Source organism: Micromonospora sp. RTBAU3-60 (assembly GCF_054963695.1).
The window spans coordinates 51,068-71,904 of record NZ_JBUEGB010000015.1 but is presented as its reverse complement, the minus strand read 5'-3'; the positions used below and the strand labels follow the sequence as shown (position 1 = coordinate 71,904).

The 20,837-nt window shown below is 72.4% G+C and carries 19 protein-coding genes and 1 other RNA gene; 14 read left to right on the top strand and 6 right to left on the bottom strand.

The features are described from left to right. The first annotated feature begins 3 nt into the window (after positions 1 to 3). Both ACY34I_RS17260 and hpf read left to right on the top strand, forming a co-directional pair. Complete coding sequence (locus ACY34I_RS17260; protein ID WP_462756025.1) at positions 4 to 699, top strand: ComF family protein; 696 nt, start codon at positions 4 to 6, stop codon at positions 697 to 699. Positions 700 to 950: 251 nt separating this feature from the next. After that, positions 951 to 1,601 (top strand): ribosome hibernation-promoting factor, HPF/YfiA family, encoded by a 651-nt coding sequence (hpf, locus tag ACY34I_RS17255; RefSeq protein ID WP_148797518.1) that lies wholly within the window; start codon positions 951 to 953, stop codon positions 1,599 to 1,601. Between the two features lie 79 nt (positions 1,602 to 1,680). Here the strand turns inward: hpf and ACY34I_RS17250 are convergent, their stop codons facing one another. Both ACY34I_RS17250 and ACY34I_RS17245 read right to left on the bottom strand, forming a co-directional pair. Then, a complete protein-coding gene (locus tag ACY34I_RS17250) occupies positions 1,681 to 2,796 on the bottom strand; it encodes a GNAT family N-acetyltransferase (protein WP_462756024.1) in 1,116 nt (371 codons plus the stop codon). Then, positions 2,793 to 3,950 (bottom strand): GNAT family N-acetyltransferase, encoded by a 1,158-nt coding sequence (locus ACY34I_RS17245; RefSeq protein WP_462756023.1) that lies wholly within the window; start codon positions 3,948 to 3,950, stop codon positions 2,793 to 2,795. The genes ACY34I_RS17250 and ACY34I_RS17245 overlap by 4 nt, the downstream gene beginning before the upstream one ends. Positions 3,951 to 4,119: 169 nt before the next feature. On the opposite strand from ACY34I_RS17245, the gene secA reads away from it, so the two are divergent. Beyond that, positions 4,120 to 7,038: a preprotein translocase subunit SecA gene (secA, locus tag ACY34I_RS17240; protein ID WP_462756022.1), complete on the top strand. Its 2,919-nt coding sequence runs from the start codon at positions 4,120 to 4,122 to the stop codon at positions 7,036 to 7,038. Positions 7,039 to 7,257: 219 nt separating this feature from the next. Here secA and ACY34I_RS17235 read toward each other — a convergent pair whose 3' ends face one another. Further along, the gene (locus tag ACY34I_RS17235) at positions 7,258 to 7,848 is read right to left on the bottom strand and encodes an Rv3235 family protein (protein ID WP_462756103.1); all 591 of its coding nucleotides are present in this window, start codon (positions 7,846 to 7,848) and stop codon (positions 7,258 to 7,260) included. 102 nt (positions 7,849 to 7,950) lie between these two features. Next, positions 7,951 to 8,178, bottom strand: coding sequence for a helix-turn-helix domain-containing protein (locus ACY34I_RS17230; RefSeq protein WP_462756021.1), 228 nt, complete (start codon positions 8,176 to 8,178; stop codon positions 7,951 to 7,953). 206 nt (positions 8,179 to 8,384) lie between these two features. On the opposite strand from ACY34I_RS17230, the gene ACY34I_RS17225 reads away from it, so the two are divergent. Next, positions 8,385 to 8,894, top strand: coding sequence for a DUF6912 family protein (locus tag ACY34I_RS17225; protein ID WP_462756020.1), 510 nt, complete (start codon positions 8,385 to 8,387; stop codon positions 8,892 to 8,894). Positions 8,895 to 8,903: 9 nt separating this feature from the next. Here the strand turns inward: ACY34I_RS17225 and ACY34I_RS17220 are convergent, their stop codons facing one another. Next, positions 8,904 to 9,929, bottom strand: a complete 1,026-nt coding sequence (locus ACY34I_RS17220) for a hypothetical protein (RefSeq protein ID WP_462756019.1) — start codon at positions 9,927 to 9,929, stop codon at positions 8,904 to 8,906. 493 nt (positions 9,930 to 10,422) lie between these two features. Between ACY34I_RS17220 and pruA the strand changes: the two genes are divergently transcribed. The 10 genes from pruA to ACY34I_RS17170 all read left to right on the top strand — a co-directional run bounded on the left by pruA (position 10,423) and on the right by ACY34I_RS17170 (position 19,156). Next, positions 10,423 to 12,051 (top strand): L-glutamate gamma-semialdehyde dehydrogenase, encoded by a 1,629-nt coding sequence (gene pruA, locus ACY34I_RS17215; protein WP_462756018.1) that lies wholly within the window; start codon positions 10,423 to 10,425, stop codon positions 12,049 to 12,051. A gap of 192 nt (positions 12,052 to 12,243) precedes the next feature. Then, positions 12,244 to 12,762 carry a PadR family transcriptional regulator gene (locus ACY34I_RS17210; RefSeq protein WP_148797526.1) on the top strand — a complete coding sequence of 173 codons (519 nt, stop codon included), beginning with the start codon at positions 12,244 to 12,246 and terminating at the stop codon, positions 12,760 to 12,762. Positions 12,763 to 12,824: 62 nt separating this feature from the next. Next, complete coding sequence (gene prfB, locus ACY34I_RS17205) at positions 12,825 to 13,946, top strand: peptide chain release factor 2 (protein WP_462756017.1); 1,122 nt, start codon at positions 12,825 to 12,827, stop codon at positions 13,944 to 13,946. A 118-nt stretch (positions 13,947 to 14,064) separates the two neighbouring features. Further along, complete coding sequence (gene ftsE, locus ACY34I_RS17200) at positions 14,065 to 14,745, top strand: cell division ATP-binding protein FtsE (RefSeq protein ID WP_073832794.1); 681 nt, start codon at positions 14,065 to 14,067, stop codon at positions 14,743 to 14,745. 73 nt (positions 14,746 to 14,818) lie between these two features. Next, positions 14,819 to 15,694, top strand: coding sequence for a permease-like cell division protein FtsX (gene ftsX, locus ACY34I_RS17195; protein WP_462756016.1), 876 nt, complete (start codon positions 14,819 to 14,821; stop codon positions 15,692 to 15,694). Between the two features lie 129 nt (positions 15,695 to 15,823). After that, entirely contained in the window at positions 15,824 to 16,303 is a 480-nt protein-coding gene (gene smpB / locus ACY34I_RS17190) for an SsrA-binding protein SmpB (RefSeq protein WP_462756015.1), read from the top strand. A 104-nt stretch (positions 16,304 to 16,407) separates the two neighbouring features. Then, positions 16,408 to 16,783: a transfer-messenger RNA gene (gene ssrA, locus ACY34I_RS17185) on the top strand. 77 nt (positions 16,784 to 16,860) lie between these two features. Continuing rightward, the gene (locus ACY34I_RS17180) at positions 16,861 to 17,517 is read left to right on the top strand and encodes a hypothetical protein (protein ID WP_462756014.1); all 657 of its coding nucleotides are present in this window, start codon (positions 16,861 to 16,863) and stop codon (positions 17,515 to 17,517) included. A gap of 124 nt (positions 17,518 to 17,641) precedes the next feature. Beyond that, positions 17,642 to 18,112, top strand: a complete 471-nt coding sequence (locus ACY34I_RS17175) for a hypothetical protein (protein ID WP_462756013.1) — start codon at positions 17,642 to 17,644, stop codon at positions 18,110 to 18,112. 39 nt (positions 18,113 to 18,151) lie between these two features. After that, positions 18,152 to 19,156: a hypothetical protein gene (locus ACY34I_RS17170; protein ID WP_462756012.1), complete on the top strand. Its 1,005-nt coding sequence runs from the start codon at positions 18,152 to 18,154 to the stop codon at positions 19,154 to 19,156. A 3-nt stretch (positions 19,157 to 19,159) separates the two neighbouring features. On the opposite strand, the gene mdlC is transcribed toward ACY34I_RS17170, so the two are convergent. Next, positions 19,160 to 20,755, bottom strand: coding sequence for a benzoylformate decarboxylase (mdlC, locus tag ACY34I_RS17165; protein ID WP_462756011.1), 1,596 nt, complete (start codon positions 20,753 to 20,755; stop codon positions 19,160 to 19,162). Positions 20,756 to 20,837: the final 82 nt, after the last annotated feature.

Here is a 20,837-nt window from a genome sequence, read left to right as displayed (position 1 = left end):
CCGGTGCGGGACCTGGGCGGGCTCTGGGCGGACCTGACCGACCTGGTGCTGCCGGCCGGGTGCGCCGGTTGCGGTGAGCGGGTCCCCGGCCTGCGGCAGGACTTCTGCCCCGGCTGCGTCGACGAGTTGACGGCGCTGCGCCCCGCGCCGACCCGTCCGGACCCGGCCCCGCCCGACCTGCCCCCGTGCGTCGCCCTCGGCCCGTACGCCGGGGCGCTGCGGAAGGGGCTGCTGGCGTACAAGGAGCGGGGCCGGCACGGGCTGGCCCGGCCGCTGGGCGCGCTGCTCGCCGAGGTGGTGGCCGGGGCGGTGGGCAGCGCGCGGCCGGTGACCCTGGTGCCGGTGCCGGACACCGCGCGGGCGGCCCGGGCCCGCTACGGCGACCATCTGGACCGGTTGACCCGCCACGCGGCGGCCCGGCTGCGCGCCGCCGGCTGGCCGGTACGCGTGCTCCGGCCGCTGCGGGCGCTGCCCCGGCCGGACTCGGTCGCCCTGGACAGCGCCGGCCGGGCCGCCGCCGACGCGGCGTTCCGGCTGCGGCGGGCCGGCGGCGGGCGAGTGGACGGTCAGGTGGTGCTCGACGACATCGTCACCACGGGGGCCACGCTGGCGGCGGTGAGCCGGATCTTGCACAAGGCGGGAATGACGCCAAAGGCGGCCGCGGTGCTCGCCGCAACGCAAAAGCGACGGTTGGGGTGACGCTTTGTGTTTCCGTTTCACCCCATGGTGTATGAGCTGTCAAAATTCCCGGGCTCCTTTGACAACCAGGGGTGACTGCCACGCAAACACGCGTTAGCGTTTTCGTGTCGGGGGTAGGAGGTCTTCCCAACCGCCCCCGACGGTGGAAGGAGGCGTAGCCGCACACAACCGGTCGACGCCGAACGGGACCGTCCCAGGGCGCGTCGACCGGGAAAACCGGACCGAACGACCGTCCGAACAAGGGAGGTCACGTGGACATCGTGGTCAAGGGCCGTAACGTCGAAGTGCCGGACCATTACCGGGTACACGTAGCCGAAAAGCTCGCGAAGATCGAACGCTACGACCACAAGCTCATTCGCGTGGACGTCGAGTTGTTCCACGAGCGCAATCCGCGCCAGGCCGATCACTGCCAGCGGGTGGAGATCACCTGCGTGACGCGTGGCCCGGTGATCCGGGCCGAGGCCTGCACGAATGACTTCTACAGCGCGCTGGACGCGGCCATCGCCAAGCTGGACACCCGGTTCCGCCGGGCGGCCGACCGGCGTCGGGTGCACCGGGGGCGGCACGCGCCGCTCTCCGTCGCCGCCGCCACCGCGGACCTGCCGGTCGCCGACCTGAACGGGCCAGGACTGGCTGCGCTGAACGGCACCGGGACCGCCACCGCGGTCGCCGACCGGCCGGAGCAGGACGGCCACGGGGAGTACGACAACCAGCCGTGGCACATCGCGCGGGAGAAGGTGCACCCCGCCGAACCGATGACCGTCGACGACGCCCTGTTCCAGATGGAACTGGTCGGCCACGACTTCTACCTGTTCCAGGACAAGGAGTCCGGGCGCCCCAGCGTCGTCTACCGCCGGCACGCCTACGACTACGGAATCATCTCCCTCGACACCGGGCTCTGACCACCCCCCTATGACACCGGCCGAGGAGCCACGGTGGGCGACCATCGTGGCTCCTCGCGGCTCGGCGTCGGCGTGACGCTCAGCGCGCCGGCAGGTCCGACGCGAGCATGCCGAACACCAGGTCGTCGATCCGCCCGCCGTCGAGTCCGGGCAGCCGGCCGCGCAACAGCCCCTCCCGGCGGAAGCCCACGTTCTCCAGCACCCGGTGCGACGCGGTGTTCTCCGCCAGGGTTCTCGCGGTGAGCCGGGCGATCCCGGGCACGCCGAACGCCCAGCCGGCCAGCAGGCGTACCGTGCGGGTCGCGTACCCGCGTCCACGCCATTCGGGCAGCAGCGCGTAGCCGACGCTCGCCTCGCCGGCCCCTCGGTCGCTGTAGGACAGCCCGCAACTGCCCGCCGGTTCGGCGGTGGCCGCGTCGAGGATCAGCAGCCGGGCCAGGCTGCCGGTGAGCCAGGCGGTCTCCGCCAGCCGGCAGCGCCGGTCGATCGCCGCCCGGGCCGGCGGCACCGGCGGCGCCTGGTTGGCCACCACCTCCGGCCGGGTGTGCAGCCGGAACATCACGTCGGCGTCGTCCGGGGCGAGCCGGCGCAGGACCACCACGCCGTCGGTGAGCCGCCCGTCGGGCAGATCGGGCAACAGCCGGGTGGCCGGACCGGGCGGGTCGTCGGCGAGGCGTACCCAGGCGAGCAGATCGTGCCGGCCACCACCCCGGCTCGGGTTCGCTGCCTGGCGTACCCCCTCGTGCCGGAACCCGGCGGCCAGCGCGACCCGCTGGCTGGCGGTGTTCTCCTCGCTGGTGAGCAGCTCCAGGCGGGCGCAGCCGGCGGCGAAGGCCTGCTCGGCCAGCGCCCGGGTGGCGGCCGTGGCGATGCCGCGACCACGGGCCCAGGGCGCCACCCAGTAGCCGATCTCCCACTGCCCGCGGGCTGGCACCGGCTGGCTGAGGCCGATGCTGCCGAGCAGCCGGTCGGTGGCGGGGTCCGCGATCGCGTACGCGGCGCCGCCGGTGGCCCAGGCTGCGGGCGCGCCCTCGGTGATCCACCACCGGGCGCTCTCCTCCGTGTACGGGTCCGGCAGACCGGCGATGCCCCGCTGGGTGACCGGATCCGCGCAGCCCGCGACGGTGTCCGCCACGTCGTCGAGGTGGGACGGCCGCAGCCGCACCCCGTACGCCTCGATCGTCTCCGGGGTCACCCCAGGTCCTGCGGGAGCAGCGCGGCCACCCAGACGTCCGGCCGTTCGTCCCGCTGCTGGATGCCGCTGCGGGCGGTGCCCTCGAGGACGAAGCCCGACTTCTCCGCGACCCGCCGGGAGGCGGTGTTGCCCACGTTGGCCCGCCACTCGATCCGGGCCAGGCCGAGCGTGGTGAACCCCCAGGCGCAGAGCGCGGCCACCGCGGCGGGCATGTACCCGCGGCCCCGGGCGTGCGGGGCGGTCATGAAGCCGACGTCGGCGACGAGCGGGTCGGCGGGGGAGATCCGCAGGTCGATAGAGCCGGCGTAGCGGTCGTCGGCGTCGGCGAGGGCGTAGTTGGCGCCGGTGCCCCGGGCCCAGGCCGCGCGGGCGACGTCGCGCAGGTAGCCGTCGGCGTGCTCCGGTTGATAGGGGTGCGGGACGCTGGTCCAGCGGACGGTCTCCGCGTCCCGGCAGGTCGTCACGACCGCGTCGAGGTCGCGCTCCTCCATCGGGCGCAGCCGCAGCTCGGTGGCGCCCGCCGTGGCGAACAGGATGGGCTGCGGGCGGCCGAAGACGGCGGCCCGGCGGGCCGTCAGGGTGTCCGGGCCGGCCGGACCGGGCTCGCCCGGCGCGGGCACCTCGCCGGGGAGCAGCGAGCCGAGCCAGCCTTCCCGGCGCCCGTCCACCGCCGGCTGGGCGAGCCGCAGCTCGCCCTCGATCCGGAAGCCGGCCCGGAGCGCGACCAGCCGGGAGGCGTGGTTGCCGATCTCGGCCTGCCAGATGAGCCGGCGCAGCTTGCGTACGTCGAAGGCCCAGCGGGCGACCGCGCGGGTGGCGCGGACCGCGACGCCCCGGCCCCGCGCCCACGGCGCGGTCCAGTAGCCGATCTCGGCGCTGCCCAGGCCCCGGTCGATGGAGACCAGGCCGCAGGAGGCGAGCAGCTCGCCGGTGGCGGCGTCGCAGACCGCGAACTCGGCGCCGCTGCCGTCGGCCCAGGCCGCCGCGCTGCTCCCGGTGACGAAGTCGCGCGCGTGTTCGGGCCGGTACGGGCGAGGTACGGTGGTCCAGCGCTGGATGTCCGGATCCTGGCAGGCGCGGTATACCGCGTCGGCGTCCTCCGCCCGCCAGGGTCGCAGCAGCAGGCCGTCCTCGATGATCTCCACGGGCTCCACCGGGCCATCGTGCCGGAACTTTCGCGTTCGGCGTAACCCGATTTGCGCCCGGTCACCGCGCCGGCCAGGCGTTATGTCCGGTTCGCAGCCGTGGACCGTCGCCACCAGTGACCATCACCGCGATGGAGCGCCTACGATGGTTCGAGACTGTCTAGGGGAGCGTTGATCCGTGTCGATTCTGGAAAAGGTCCTTCGCGCGGGCGAGGGCCGCATGGTGCGTCGACTCAAGGCGATCGCGGCCGCCGTCAACTCGATCGAGGACGACTACGTCAACCTCACCGACGACGAGCTGCGCGCGATGACCGACCAGTTCAAGGAGCGGCTCGACGACGGGGAGACCCTCGACGACCTGCTGCCCGAGGCGTTCGCGGTGTGCCGCGAGGCGGCCGCCCGGGTGCTCGGCCAGCGGCCCTACGACGTCCAGGTGATGGGCGGCGCGGCGCTGCACTTCGGCAACATCGCCGAGATGAAGACCGGTGAGGGCAAGACCCTGACCTCGGTCATGCCGGTCTACCTGAACGCGCTCGCCGGCAAGGGCGTGCACGTGGTCACGGTGAACGACTACCTGGCCCAGCGCGACGCCGCCTGGATGGGCCGGGTGCACGAGTTCCTCGGCCTCACCGTCGGCGTGGTGCTGCCCAACCGGCCGGCCAGCGAGCACCGGGCCGCCTACGAGTGCGACATCACCTACGGCACCAACAACGAGTTCGGCTTCGACTACCTGCGCGACAACATGGCCTGGTCGAGGGACGAGCTGGTCCAGCGCGGCCACTTCTTCTCGGTGGTCGACGAGGTCGACTCGATCCTCATCGACGAGGCCCGGACCCCGCTGATCATCTCCGGCCCGGCCGAGCACTCCGCCCGCTGGTACCAGGAGTTCGCCGCCGTGGTGGCCCGCCTCCAGCCGGGCACCGACGGCGAGGGTGACTACGAGGTCGACCACGCCAAGCGCACCATCGCCATCACCGAGCGCGGCGTGGCCAAGGTCGAGGACCGGCTCGGCATCGACAACCTCTACGAGTCGGTCAACACCCCGCTGGTCGGCTACCTCAACAACGCGATCAAGGCCAAGGAGCTCTACAAGCGCGACAAGGACTACATCGTCAGCGAGGGCGAGGTCCTGATCGTCGACGAGTTCACCGGCCGCATCCTGCACGGCCGTCGCTACAACGAGGGCATGCACCAGGCGATCGAGGCCAAGGAGGGGGTGGAGATCAAGCAGGAGAACCAGACCCTGGCCACCATCACCCTCCAGAACTACTTCCGCCTCTACGAGAAGCTCTCCGGCATGACCGGCACGGCCCAGACCGAGGCGGGCGAGTTCAACAAGGTCTACAAGGTCGGCGTGGTGACCATCCCGACCCACCGCCCAATGATCCGGATGGACCGGCCGGACGTCATCTACAAGACCGAGAAGGCCAAGTTCAACGCCGTCGTCGAGGACATCGCCGAGCGGCACGAGCAGGGCCAACCGGTGCTCGTCGGCACGGTCTCGGTGGAAAACTCCGAGATCCTCTCCCACATGCTGCGCCGCCGGGGCATCCCGCACTCCGTGCTGAACGCGAAGTTCCACGCCAAGGAGGCGGAGATCGTCGCCCAGGCCGGGCGCAAGGGCGCGGTCACCGTCGCCACCAACATGGCCGGCCGTGGCACGGACATCCTGCTCGGCGGCAACGCCGAGTTCCTCGCCGCCAACGAGCTGCGCCAGCGCGGCCTCGACCCGGTCGAGCAGCCGGAGGAGTACGCCAAGGCGATGGAGGAGGTCCTGCCCAAGTGGAAGCAGGCCTGCGACGCCGAGGCCGAGGAGGTCGCCGCCGCCGGTGGCCTCTACGTGCTGGGCACCGAGCGGCACGAGTCCCGCCGGATCGACAACCAGCTGCGCGGTCGCGCCGGCCGGCAGGGTGACCCGGGCGAGTCCCGCTTCTACCTCTCCCTCCAGGACGAGCTGATGAAGCGCTTCCGGGCCGGTGCCGTCGAGGCCGTGATGGAGCGCTTCAACATCCCCGAGGACGTGCCCATCGAGTCGAAGATGGTCACCCGCCAGATCAAGAGCGCGCAGGCCCAGATCGAGGGTCAGAACGCCGAGATCCGGAAGAACGTCCTCAAGTACGACGAGGTGATGAACAAGCAGCGCCAGGTGGTCTACGCCGAGCGCCTGCGGGTGCTCAACGGCGAGGACCTCTCCGACCAGGTCCGCAACATGATCGACGACGTGGTGACCGCGTACGTCACCGGCGCCACCAGCGAGGGCTACGCCGAGGACTGGGACCTTGACCAGCTCTGGTCCAGCCTCAAGCAGCTCTACCCGGTGGGTGTCACCGTCGCCGAGCTGGAGGAGGAGGTCGGCTCGCGGGCCGGCCTCGACCAGGACTTCCTGCTCGCCCGCCTCAAGGAGGACGCGCACGCCGCGTACGACCGGCGCGAGGAGCAGCTCGGCGAGGACGCGGTACGCCAGCTCGAGCGGATGGTCCTGCTCCAGGTGATCGACCGGAAGTGGCGCGAGCACCTCTACGAGATGGACTACCTCCAGGAGGGCATCAGCCTGCGGGCGTACGCCCAGCGCGACCCGGTCATCGAGTACCAGCGCGAGGGCTTCGACATGTTCGCCACCATGATGGACGGCATCAAGGAGGAGACGGTCGGCTTCCTCTACAACCTGGAGGTGCAGGTCGAGGAGCCCGAGCCGGAGGCCGAGGAGGTGCAGCTGCTGGAGAAGCCGGTCGAGATCCGCGCCAAGGGCCTCAACCGCGCTCCGCAGCAGCAGGGCCTGCAATACTCCGCGCCCACCATCGACGGCGAGGCCGGCCGGGGCGGACCGGACTTCGAGCCGGCCGACGAGCAGGCGCCGGCCCTGGGCATCGGTAACCCGGAGAAGACCGCCCGGCCCGCTGCCCCGTCCCCGTCGGGCAAGCCCCGGCGACCGGCGGCCGCCGGGATGAATGGCCAGGCGGTCGCCGCCAGCACCGCCCGTCGGGCCGCGCCGGGCCAGGTCGACGCCGGCGAGGGCCCGTCCCGCAACGCGCCCTGCCCGTGCGGCTCCGGCCGTAAGTACAAGCGGTGCCACGGCGCCCCCAACGGCGGCAACTGACCCGCCCGCACGAGCGACGACGGGCCCCGGCCGGACGGCCGGGGCCCGTCCGCGTTCCCGCCCCGTTCTCCCGCTTGATCGACTCGGCTTGCGACGGGTGGCGGTGTCCGGGCTGGTGGAGCGCGCGACATGCGGCATCCCGAGTCGATCGCGCCTGTCGTGCGGACGCCGCCCCGAGTGGATCGGGCGGGCCGGGGGCCGCCTGCGGTGGCGGTGGGCTCAGAGGACGTCGAGGGTGGTGCAGAGCCAGGTGCCGCGCCGACGTTCGACGCGCAGGGCGATCGCCCAGCTGGCACCGCCGGCTCCGGCGAGCACGGCGGCCACCTCGGCCGCCCCGGCGCGCGGTTCGCAGACGCGTAGCCGGCGGAGCTGGAGGACCGGTCGGGTGGCGCGGCGGCGTACCGGGCCCACCCGGCGGGCCGCCCGGGTCAGCTCGGCAGCCACCCGGGCCGCGGCGTCGGGGAGGCAGAGCGGCCGGAGCTGACCGGGTGGCCGGTAGCCGTTGACGATCTCCAGGAAGGTGCGCACGAACCGGTATGCCGCCCGGGTGGCCTCGGGGGTGGCGGTGGCCAGTGCGGCTGCGGGTGGCCCGGCGGTGCGCCGCCCCGGGCCGGTGGGCACCGGTCGGACGTCGGAGGCGCGCCCGGTGGGCCGGTCGGGATCCCGGCGGCGGGGGTCGAACAGGTCGAGGGTGAGCTGGTCGACGTCGCCCCAGGGAGAGCCCTCGTCGGTGCAGGGCGGGTCGATCGGTGGGGCGGGTCGGAGCCGGACCGGGGGACGCGGTGCCAGCGGGCGGCGGGTGTTGACCATCCTCAACCCCTGTTCCTTGCGTTTGCCTTCGTTTGCCTCCGACGGGCTCCTATTCTCGACCAGGTCGGCGCCGACCGTCAATGCCGGTGCGCGGTCGTGTGGTCACTCACCGTCGCGTTCGACGAGCGGGTTGCCGCGTACCCACTCGGCGGTCTCGGTGTACTTGCGCTCGATGTACTCCTCCAGCCGGGCGCGTTCCACCCGCCACTGCCCCCGGCCGCCGATCTTGATAGCGGGCAGCTCGCCGCTGCGCACCATGTGGTAGACCTGCGAGTCCGAGACGTTCAGCTCGGCGGCCACGTCGGACAGCAGCAGGAACCTGGGCTCCACGGTGACTCCCGGGGTTGGCGTTCGTTTGCTTCAGTTTGCCACCAGCAGCCGTCCCGCCCCAGAGCGCGCTGGGTGGTTCCGCGCGCGGACACACCGGCGGGGAACTTCTCCGGGGCGGGTGCGGGGTGTATGACGGTCACGGCGTACGGCATGATCGGCGCCCGGAGCCGGCGCCCGCCGGCCGGGCCTGAGCAGGGGAGAGACCCGTGACCGACGAGCTTGTCCGGGTGTACGTGCCGGCGACCGTCCCGCTGCTGGCGCGGCTGCGGGAGGAGGGTCTCGCGGGCGGCGAGGCACACGCGGTCACCCCGGAGCTGCGCGAGTGGTATGCCGAGGGCGACGAGGAGGAGTTGGAGTACGTCGCCTTCACCCGGGCCGCCCAGGACGCGTTGCTGCTGCTCCGGGCCGATCCGGCCGCGCCCCGGCGGCGGGTGGTCGTCTCGGTGGACCTGCCGGCCCGCGCGGTCGGCCGGGTCGGTGGCGACCTGGGGTCCAGCCTGGTCCGGCTCGCCGGGCCGGTGCCCGTCAAGACGGTCGCCGCGATCCACGTGGACGGCGCGGAGGCGGTCGACGACGTGGCGGCCGCCGCCGAGGTGGTGGCCGAGGCGCAGGCCGGTGACCCGGACGCCCGGTTCACCGTCGACGGCGCCGAGGACCACGAGCTGGAGTGGTACGACGTGACCGAGCTGGACCTGCTGCTGCGCGAGGTCTCCTGACCCGGAGGGTCAGCCAGCGATCTCCTCGTCGTCCTCGACGGCACGCGGGCCGAGGGTGCGGCCGAACGCGATGAGCGCGGTGAGCGCCCCGACGAAGAGCACCCAGATGCCGTTGTCGATGCGGGAGGTGCCGAGGGAGGTCTGTGCCACCTGGTCCGCCTCGCTGAGCGCGGCGGCCAGGTCGAGCAGGCCGCGCCCGCCGACCCGGATGATCACCTCGGTGAGCAGCAGGAGCAGGCCCGGTCCGGCCCCGGCGAGCAGGTACGCGGGCCAGCGCAACTGCGACGAGCCGTCCCGGCGGGCGGCCCGGCGGCGCGCCCAGGCGAGGTAGCCGAACGCCACCAGCCCGGCGATCAGCCCGGCGAGCAGCGACTCGGTGCGGGAGACCCACTTGGCAGCGTCGAGCATCGACTGCTGGGTGTCGCCGGCGCCGAACAGGTCGGACAGCGGGTCCCGAGCCCGACTGAACAGGACCACGAAGACCTGCGCGGCCAGCGTGGCGGAGGCGAGGCCGCCCACCACCCGCGCGTTGCGGGCGCCGGCCAGCGCGCCGCCGATGATCGCCGCCGCCGCGGTGGTGCCGGCGATGGTGTTGGTGGTCGCGTTGTCGGCGTACGTCAGGTTGATGGCCAGCGCGGCGGCGAACCCGACCAGCAGGCCGGTGCCGACGGCGGCGAGGAAGCGCAGGGTGGCCCGGCCGAGCGGGTTGGTCACCGCCAGGGCGACCGCGGCGCCGGCGACCAGCGCGGCGCAGATCACGCCGGGCAGCGCGTACGCGGAGAGGCTGATCGCGGTGACGCCGGCCGCGGCCGAGGTGATGGCGGCCCGCGTGGCCCAGAGCATCGCGGCGAGCCAGCCGACCGACAGCAGCGCCAGCACCACCGCGCCCGGGGCGTACGCCGGTCGGCCGGCGCCCTCCGGGGTGCCCGCCGCCGCGCCGGCCGGGTCGGTGCCCGGCTGCTCCGGTTCGTCGACCGGGGCGACCACGGGCTGGTCCGGCTCCGCGGCCGTGGAGCTGCCGGGCTGGTTGCTCATCGTGTTCCCTTCGACGGACGCCGGATCGGCCGTGACGGGCCGGGCAGGTCACCGGTCATCCAGGGTACGCGGCGTCCGGGGCGCCCTTCCGGACCCGCCCGACCCGCGGCATCCGGTGGGCCGGCGTCGGCCCGGTTGCCGCGATCGGGCTGCTCGGGCGGCTGCGGGGCCGGCTCCCGGCCGGGTCCCACGGTCGATGGTCGCCGGCCGAAGGTGGGCGACGGATCGGAGGTGGGAGGCAGTCCAGGCTGAGGGATCGTCGGGTGGAGGTGCTGTCCGCCTACGGTCCGGTGTGTGCCGGTGCGTCCGGCTGTCGCCGGCGGGCGGGCCCGCAAGGGGGCGGCGGGGGTGGTGCGGGGGGTGTCGCATGGAAGAATTGGCCGAGGTCCCGCCGCCGCGACCGGTCCGCCGCGCGGTGCCCGGCACCCGGCCGCCCGGTCGGTGCCCGCGGGTCCGGTTTCGCCACCGCCGTCGAGATCGCACAGGAGCCGTGATGGACGCCGTGTTCTCCGTACCCGAGCCGCGCAACGAGCCGGTCCACACCTACGAGCCCGGCAGTGCCGACCGGGAACGGCTCCAGCGGCGGCTGACCGAGCTGGCCGCCGCGCAGATCGAGCTGCCGATGACCATCGCCGGTGAGCAGCGGATGGCCGGCGGCGACCCGATCAAGGTGGTCCAGCCGCACAAGCACGCCCACGTGCTCGGCATCACCGGGCACGCCACCCACGACGACGCCCGCGCCGCGGTGAAGGCCGCCAAGGACGCGGCTCCGATGTGGCGGGCGCTGCCGTTCGAGGAGCGGGCCGCGATCTTCCTGCGCGCCGCCGACCTGCTCTCCGGCCCGTGGCGGGACACGCTCAACGCGGCCACCATGCTCGGCCAGTCCAAGACCGCGGTGCAGGCCGAGATCGACTCGGCCTGCGAGTTCATCGACTTCCTCCGGTTCAACGTGTACTTCGCCCGCAACCTGCTGGCGGAGCAGCCGATGTCCTCGCCGGGCGTGTGGAACCGCTTCGACCACCGGCCGCTGGAGGGCTTCGTCTACGCGGTCACCCCGTTCAACTTCACCGCGATCGCCGGCAACCTGCCGTCGGCGCCGGCCCTGCTGGGCAACACGGTGGTGTGGAAGCCGGGCCCGACGCAGCAGTTCGCCGCGCACTTCACCATGCGGCTGTTCGAGGCGGCCGGCCTGCCGCCCGGCGTGATCAACATGGTCACCGGGCGCGGCGAGGAGGTCTCCGACGTGGTGCTCGCCGACCCGGACCTGGCCGGCATCCACTTCACCGGGTCGACCAAGGTGTTCCAGCACCTGTGGCGGACCGTCGGCGAGAACATCGCCCGCTACCGGGGCTACCCGCGGCTGGTCGGCGAGACCGGCGGCAAGGACTTCGTGGTCGCGCACGCCAGCGCGGACGTGGACGCCCTGCACACCGCGCTGATCCGGGGCGCCTACGAGTACCAGGGGCAGAAGTGCTCGGCCGCGTCGCGGGCGTACATCCCCCGGTCCATCTGGGAGGGCGGGCTGCGGGACCGGCTCGCCGCCACCGCCGACTCGCTGGCGTACGGCGACGTCACCGACTTCCGCAACTTCGGCGGCGCGGTGATCGACGACAAGGCGTTCGGCCGGCACCAGGCCGCGCTGGAGCTGATCAGCGGTGACGACACCTGCCGGATCCTGGCCGGCGGCACCGCCGACGACTCGGTCGGCTACTTCGTCCGGCCGACGCTGTTCGAGTGCTCCGACGCCGCGCACGAGACCTTCACCACCGAGTACTTCGGGCCGATCCTCGGCGTGCACGTCTTCGAGGACGCCCGGTTCGACGAGGCGGTCGCCCAGGCCGAGTCGATCGCCCCGTACGCGCTGACCGGGTCGATCTTCGCGACCGACCGCCGGGTGGTCGACCAGGTGGCCGAGAAGATGCGGTACGCGGCCGGCAACTTCTACATCAACGACAAGCCGACCGGCGCGGTGGTCGGGCAGCAGCCCTTCGGCGGCGCCCGGGCCAGCGGCACCAACGACAAGGCGGGCTCCTGGCACAACCTGGTCCGCTGGATGTCGCCGCGGACGATCAAGGAGACCTTCGTCCCGCCGACCGATCACGCGTACCCGCACATGGCCTGATGTGCAGGGAGGGGCCCCTTTTCCACAGGCGTCTCTGTTAAAAAGGGGCCCCTCCGTTCAACCGGTCGGGCGGGCGGTGCCCGCGTCCCCGGCGGACTGTCGTCGGCCGACAGTGCACATCGGACGACCCAACGGGTGGCGAAAACGGCAAATCCTGGACGCCGGGTCGGGCAAAGTGGCAGCTTAGAGGGCATGGCGGAATCCGGAGTCAACCCGACGGCGGCGGCCCTGCTGGGTCTGCTGCACGAAGGACCGATGACAGGCGGCCAACTGATGGCCGCCGCCGAGCGCCGGCTGGCGCCGTACTGGTCGATGACCCGCAGCCAGGTCTACCGGGAGCTACCGGTGCTGGCCGAGAAGGGTCTGGTGCGGCTCGGCAAGCCCGGGCCGCGGATGAGTCAGCCGTATGCGATCACTGCGGCTGGAAAGCGGACATTTTCCCGCTGGCTGGCGGAGAACCCGGGCCGGGACACCATCCGTAACCCGATCGCGCTACGGATCGCCTTCGGCAACCTGCACTCGCCGAGCCAGCTCAAGAACCTGTACGCCTCGGCGAACGAGTACCACACCGAGGCCCTGGCGGCGGTCCGCGAGCAGGTGAAGAACGCCAAGAAGGAAGGCGAGGCATACGACGCCAGCGCGCTGGAGTTCGCCGTCGCCTACCACAAGGCGGCGCTGTCCTGGCTCAAGACCGCCCCGGTCAGCGGATGACCTCCGGTGGTTGGGGCGGCTGAGGTGAGCGGACGCCGCGCGGCCAAGTACGCTTGTCTGTCGTGACCGCTGCCGACTACGCCGAACAGCTCAAGGAACTCGACGCCACCCTGCGCAACATCGAGGCCGTCCTCGATGTCGACAAGCTGCGCGAGCAGAAGGCCCGCCTGGAGCAGGAGGCCTCCGCGCCCGACCTCTGGGACGACCAGGCCAAGGCGCAGCACGTGACGTCGCAGCTGTCGTACGTCAACGGCGAGATCAGCAAGCTCTCCGATCTCCGTTCCCGGCTGGACGACGCCGGGGTGCTGCTGGAACTGGCCCAGGCCGAGTCCGACCCCGGCACGCTCGCCGAGGTCGAGGCGGAGATCACGGGGCTGACCAAGGCCATCCAGGAGATGGAGGTCCGCACCCTGCTCTCCGGGGAGTACGACTCCCGGGAGGCGCTGGTCGCCATCCGGGCCGGCGCCGGCGGCGTGGACGCCGCGGACTTCGCCGAGATGCTGCTCCGGATGTACCTGCGCTGGGCCGAGCGGCACGGCTACCCGACCGAGGTCTACGAGACCTCGTACGCCGAGGAGGCGGGTCTCAAGTCGGCCACCTTTACGGTCAAGGTGCCCTACGCGTACGGCACGCTGAGCGTGGAGTCGGGCACCCACCGGCTGGTCCGGATCAGCCCGTTCGACAACCAGGGGCGGCGGCAGACCAGCTTCGCCGGCGTCGAGGTGCTGCCGGTCGTCGAGCAGACCGACCACATCGAGATCCCCGAGAACGAGATGCGGATCGACGTCTACCGCTCCTCCGGCCCGGGCGGGCAGAGCGTCAACACCACCGACTCGGCGGTGCGGATCACCCACATCCCGACCGGCATCGTGGTCACCTGCCAGAACGAGAAGTCGCAGCTGCAGAACAAGGCCTCCGCGCTGCGGGTGCTCCAGGCCCGGCTGCTGGAGCGCAAGCGCCAGGAGGAGCAGGCCAAGCTCCAGGGCCTGAAGACCGAGGCCGCCGGCTCGTGGGGCGACCAGATGCGCTCGTACGTCCTGCACCCGTATCAGATGGTGAAGGATCTGCGTACCGAGCAGGAGACGGGCAATCCGTCATCGGTGTTCGACGGTGAGCTGGACAGCTTCATCGAGGCCGGCATCCGGTGGCGTAAGCAGCAGCAGCTCAGCGCTGACGGTGCGTGATCGGGCTCCGACGGAGCGCGTCGTCGATCTCCAGCTGACCGGCTGAATCGATGACGCGCCTCGCTTCGGCGGGGCGTGGGGCTTGGCTCCCCGGTTACACCGCGTAGACTCTCGACCCGTGATTCAGCTTGAGCAAGTGACGAAGACGTACCCGAAGGCGTCCCGGCCTTCGCTCGACAACGTGTCCGTCTCGATCGAGAAGGGCGAGTTCGTCTTCTTCATCGGTCCATCCGGCTCCGGCAAGTCCACGATCATCAAGATGCTGCTGCACGAGGTCACCCCCAACAAGGGGCGGGTCGTCGTCAACGGCAAGGACGTCACGTCGATGCGGTCCTGGAAGCGACCCCACTTCCGGCGTTCCATCGGCTGCGTCTTCCAGGACTTCCGCCTGCTGCCGAACCGCACGGCGTACGAGAACGTGGCGTTCGCGCTGGAGGTGATCGGCAAGACCAAGGCGGTTGCCCGCCGGGTCGTTCCGGAGGTGCTGGAGCTGGTCGGTCTCGGTGGGAAGGAGCACCGCTACCCCCACGAGCTCTCCGGCGGTGAGCAGCAGCGGGTCGCGGTGGCCCGGGCGTTCGTGAACCGGCCGCTGATCCTGCTCGCGGACGAGCCCACCGGAAACCTGGACCCGGACACGTCGATCGAGATCATGCGCCTGCTGGACCGGATCAACCGCACCGGCACGACCGTCGTGATGGTCACGCACGACTCCAACATCGTGAACCAGATGCGCCGTCGCGTCATCGAGATCGAGAGCGGTCGCATCGTGCGCGACCAGGCCCGCGGCGTCTACGGCTGAGCCGTCGCCCCGTTGACGATCTGTAGATCCTGACGACGAACACCTCACGCCGGAGAGCCGGAGGAATTTTCCGATGCGGATGAAATACGTCCTGTCCGAGGTACTGGTCGGACTGTGGCGCAACGTCACGATGACCATCGCGATGATCATCACGTTGGCGGTGTCGCTGTTCATGCTGGGTGGTAGCGGCCTTCTCTACCAGAAGGTCGGCGACATGAAGGACCTCTACTACGAGAACGTCGAGGTCTCGATCTTCCTGAAGACCGACGTTAACGACCAGCAGATCCAGGACCTCGGGGCCAAGCTGGAGAGCGACCCGCTGGTCAAGCACGTCGACTACGTCGACAAGGATGAGGCGTACAAGCGCTTCCAGGAGATGTTCCAGGACGCGCCGGACCTGATCAGCGCGGTCAAGGCGGACAGCCTCCCGCCGTCGTACCGGGTCAAGCTGAACAACCCGGAGCAGTACAAGGCCATCTACGACGAGTACAAGACCGCCGAGGGGATCGACACGATCGTCGACCAGAGCAAGCTCCTCGACAAGGTCTTCAACGTCCTCACCGGCATCCAGAACTTCGCGCTCGCCCTCGCCGTCGTGATGGCGATCGCCGCGTTGCTGCTGGTCGCGAACACCATCCAGGTCGCCGCGTACAGCAAGCGGCGAGAGGTCGCGGTCATGAAGCTGGTCGGCGCCTCCAACTGGTTCATCCAGGCCCCGTTCGTCCTGGAGGCGGTGGTTGCCGGCCTGATCGGCTCGATCCTCGGCCTGGTGGCACTGCTCGGCCTCAAGGTGTTCACCTCGGGCGGGTCGATGCAGGCCATCGAGGGCCTGATCACGCCGGTCTCCTGGAGCGACATCCTCCTGATGTTCCCGCTGATGGCCGGCGTCGGCGGCCTGGTCAGCGCGGTCACCGCCTGGGTCACGCTCCGCTTCTACCTGCGGGTCTAGTCACCGCGACGGCTCTCCCGGACCCTCCCGCGCCGGAATAAACGGCGCGGGAGGGTCCTTGTTGTTCGGGTAGCATGATCCCGCTCCGCGGCCGGTGGTCGCGGACCGATCGGAAGGGAGGTGGCGCCGATGCCACGGGAAAAGGGCCGCAAGGTGGTCGCCTCCAACAAGAAGGCGCGCCACGACTACGCCATCCTCGACACGTACGAGGCGGGCATGGCGCTGACCGGCACCGAGGTCAAGTCGCTGCGGGCCGGCCGGGCGTCGCTGGTCGACGCGTTCGCCCAGGAGCGTGACGGCGAGCTCTACCTGCACGGCATGCACATCCCGGAGTACACCCAGGGCACCTGGACCAACCACGAGCCCCGGCGTACCCGGAAGCTGCTGCTCAAGCGGCTGGAGATCGACCGGCTGATCGGCAAGACCCGGGAGAGCGGGCTCACCATGGTGCCGCTGCAGGTCTACTTCTCCGACGGCTGGGCGAAGGTGGAGATCGGCCTGGCCCGGGGTAAGAAGTCGTACGACAAGCGCCAGGACCTCGCCAAGCGGGACGCCGACCGGGAGATTGCCCGGGCGGTCGGCCGGCGCGGCAAGGGCATGAACGAGTGATTCGTCCCCCGTTGTCCGGAACGATGATCCGGCCGGCCTCGGGATGAATCCGGTTGCGGCAGGCGTTAGGCTTAACGGTGCTGCCGACAGGGGCAGCCCGTCGAGGGGGTGACTGGTTTCGACTTCGTGCGTTGCGGCAGGGGAAGCGAGCCGAGGAAGCCGACGTCGTCTCGTGAATCGGTCGTCGGAAACCAATAAGCGCCAAGAACAATCGCGCTGACTTCGCTCTCGCCGCCTGAGGCGAGTAGCAAGTCTGTCGGCCTGGGAGCGCCTTCGACCCAGTTAGCCGGCATCAGCTAGAAGGCTGGCCAATCGGACCCGGTCGCGGGGTCCGTGCGGCGAGATCAATCAGCGACTGGGCCCGTCACACCGACTCGCTCGCGTGATCGGAGGGGCCGAGTAGAGGCACAGCGAGCTGCGCTCGGAGAAGCCCTGACAAGGCGGCGAAGGACCCGGGTTCGATTCCCGGCACCTCCACCACCTGACCTGTGCGCCCCGGTCCACCCGGACCGGGGCGCACAGTCGTCTTCGGCCCCGGTGCCATCTAGGCTGCGGCTGTGGCGAACGAGAAGATCCGGCTCTCCGTGGGTGCCGCGCCCGGCCAACGCGCCTTCGCAGCGGTGGTGGGCGTCCTGTGCACCGCCTTCGGGGCGGTCTTCGTGCTGCTGCCGATCTTCGCCGGCCCGCTGCTGAGCCGGCTGACCGGCTACGGCGACCCCTTCCCGTCGTACGACGAGGCGCGGGACCTGCCGCCCGGCATGCTCCCGCCGGCGCTGAACGACTCCGCCGCGCCGGGGTCGTTCCGGTTCGCCGGGCTCTGCGGCCTGCCGTTCGTGCTGCTCGGCCTCTATCTCCTGTTGCGGGTGCTGCGGACCGCCGCCTGGCTGGACGGGACCCGGGCCTCTGTCCGCGGCGCGCTCGGCACCCGCACCGTGGACCTGGCCACCGCCGAGGTGCGGGGCGGGGCGCTCGCCTACCGGGGCGGCGACGACGCGGTTCTGCGGGTGCCGACCGTGATCGCCCGCGACCGGGACACCGGCCGGCGGGTCACCATCCCGCTCCAGGGCATGGGGCTGGCCACCCTGCCGTCGGACGAACTGCGGGCGCTCGCGGACGCGATCACCACCGGCCGGCCGAATGAGGGCCGGGACGCCGACGTGCACGTCCTGGCCGGTCGCCTGCGCGACATGGCGGGAGATCCGCTGGGCCGGTGAGGTTATTGGGACAGATGGGGCTGCTGGGGCGAACGGGGCAGATGAGGCGCGGCGTGACCCTGGACAGCCCGCCCGGCCAGGTCCACCATCGCTGTACGCGGAAGCGCAGCAGCGGGAGGTGCCCATGGTCACCGGTCCGATCCAGCAGCCGTCCACCGTTGCCCCGGCGGCGCGACCGCCCGCCGCGCGCCAGCCCGGGCCCACCCTCCCCGGTGAGCTGCGCGCCCTCGCCCGGGCGCTCGCCACGTCGGCGGAGGAGTCGCGCTGGCGGGAGCACCTGGTCGTCCAGCTCGGCCCGGTCCGGCGGGGCTTCGCCGAGCACGTCCGGCTCACCGAGGGCCCCGACGGCCTCTACGCGGAACTGCTCCACCAGGCGCCCCGGCTGGACCGGGGGGTACGCCTGCTGACCCACGAGCACGCCGCCATCGCTGCGGCGCTCGTCGCCCTCCAGCGCGCCGCCGAGCTGCCCGCGGTGCCCGCCGAGGAGGTGCGGGAACGGGTCGGGAACCTGCTGCGGGCCCTCGACCGGCACCGGCAGCGGGGCGCGGACCTGCTCTGGGAGGCGTACGAGACGGACCTGGGCGGGGAGACCTGATCTGGGGAACCGGGGGCGGGGACGCGGCGTCCAACCGGCATGCGTCGCACCTTCGCCCTGCTGGGGTTGCCGCTTCTGCTCCTCGCCGGCTGCGCCGCGCCCGGCCCCGCTCCGATCGGGCCGCCGGGCGAGGACCCCGACCACCGCTGGGCGGCGTTCCACCAGCGGGCCGGCGAGGTGGCCGACGCCTGGCGGCCGGGCGAGGTGTGGCGCAGCGGTTACGTGCCGCTGGAGGAGGCCACCGTGCTGACCGGTGAGCCGGGCTTCACCGGCGACACCAAGCAGGCGTTCCTCCTCGGCTGGTACCGGGACCAGATCGCCCTGCCGACCGCCACGCCGGCCGACGGGACGATCCGGTTCCCGGACGGCACGCTGCGGGTGCCGCTGATCAGCGCCGCCGAGGCGTACGCCCAGCTGGACCAGGGAGACCCGCCGACGTGTGACGGGCGGCCGATGGCGCCGCCCACCGCGCGACCGGGGCGGCTCAAGGACGGCGGGCCGACCATCGAGCCGGGACCGGACGGCCTGCTGCCCACCCGCCCGGGACCGGACAGCCCGGTCGCCACCCACGTGGACACCCCCTGCATCCCGCTCACGGTCACCGGGGTGAAGCTGGGCAGCGCCTCGGTGCGTACCAGCCGGGGCTTGGCCGAGGTGCCGGCCTGGCTGTTCACCGTGGAGGAACTGCGGGTGCCGGTGGCCCGGCTGGCGGTCGCGGCGCGCGCGGTCGGGGCCCGACCGGAGGGCGTGACGCCCGCCCGGCCGCTGCCCGACGGGGTGGTGGCCGTGCAGACCCTCGACGCCGTGGACGGCGCCCGCCTGGACTACCGGGTCGGGGTGGGCGCCTGCGACGGCGGTGTCACCCTGCTGGTGCTGGAGCGGGACGACGTGGTGGTGCTGGGCGCCGGGGTGGTCCGGTCGACCGGCATCTGCACGGCGCAGCTGGTGCTGAAGCCGGCGAGCGTCACCCTGAAGGCCCCGCTCGGTGCCCGGACGGTGCTCGACGTGGGCAGCGGCACCCCGCTCACCCTGGTGCGGCGGTGACGCTCAGAGGAGCCGGGGCAGCTCGGTGCTGATCGGCGCCGGCAGCACCGTGGGCCGGTCGGCGGCCAGCGCCGCGTCGAGCGCCTCCCCGAGCCGGTCCAGCGGGTCCACCACGGCGGACGCGCAGCCGTAGCCGTGGGCGATGGCGGCGATGTCCAGCCCGGGTAGGTCGAGCGCCGGCACCCCGGGGGTGTGCTTCAGCTCGGCGAAGGCCTTGAGGATGGCGTACTGGTGGTTGACCGGGACCACGACGGCGAGCGGCAGGCGCAGCTGCGCGGCGGTCCACAGCGCCTGCACGGAGTAGTGGAACGAGCCGTCGCCGACCACGGCCACCACCGGCCGGCCGCGCCCGGTGTCCCGCTCGGCCAGGGCGACCCCGACCGCCGCCGGCAGGCCGAAGCCGAGGCCGCCGCTGGCCATCGTGAAGTACGACCGCGGCCGGCTGATCCGCAGTTGCCGGCGCAGCGCGGCCAGGTTGGATGGTGACTCCTGCACCAGCACCCCGTCGGCCGGCCAGTGCCGGGCCAGCGCGGCGAAGAGCGCGTCGGCGCTCGGCGGGCTGGTCGCCTCGGGCGTCTCCGGCTCCGGTCGGACGGGCGGCGCCGGCCGGTCCGCCGGCGGCAGCAGCTCCAGCAGGCCGGCCAGGACCAGCCCGGCGTCGCCGAGCAGGCTCTCCCCGACCGGGGCGCGGGCCGCCTCGTCCGGGTCGTCGGTGACGTGCAGCAGCCGGGCGCCGTCGGGCAGGTAGTCGCCCGGCACGTGCGGGTAGTAGCGGAACACCGGGGCGCCGACCACCAGCACCGTGTCGTGGCCGTGCAGCGCCGCGGCGAGCGGGCCGATCGCGTACGGCAGGACCCCCCGGAAGTGCGGGTGGTTCTCGGGGAAGACGGCCCGCTCCGGCGCCGGGGCGGCCCACACCGGGGCGGCCAGCCGTTCGGCCAGCGCCACGGCCGCCGGCCACGCGTCGGTCCGGTCCACCGCCGCGCCGAGCACCAGCACCGGGGCGCGGCTGGCGGTGAGGGTGGCGGCGAAGCCGCGCAGCCGGTCCGGGTCCGGGGCGGCCCGGGTCGCCACCGTCCGGACCTGCGGGGGCGGGTCGGCGGGCTGGGCCCAGTCGTCCATCGGCACGGAGAGGAACACCGGCCCGGCCGGGGGCTGCACCGCCGTCGCGTATGCCCGCATGAAGGCCGCCGGCACGTCCTGCGCGCGGGCCGGCTCGTGGGCCCACTTGACGTACGGCTGGGTCAGCTCGGCCGCCCGCGGGCTGGCCAGCCGGGGTTCGAGCAACAGCATCTCCCGGGTCTGCTGGCCGGCGGTGACGATCAGCGGGGTCTTGTTGTGCCAGGCGGTGACCAGGTTGCCCATGCCGTTGCCGGTGCCCGGGGCGGTGTGCAGGTTGACGTGCGCGGGCCGGCCGGTGGCCTGGGCGTACCCGTCGGCCATGCCGACCGCCGCCGCCTCCTGAAGCGCGTGCACGTAGCGGAAGTCGGCCGGGAAGTCGCGGAGGAAGGGCTCCTCGGTGGAGCCGGGGTTGCCGAAGACGGTGGTCAGCCCCAGGGCACGCAGCAGGTCGTACGTGGTGTCGCGGACCGTTGCCATCGCCGGCTGCCCCCCGTCCCCCAAAGGTGCGGGGAGACGGCTCGATGATCAGTTCCCCGACGATCCGAATCTATCGGGCGGT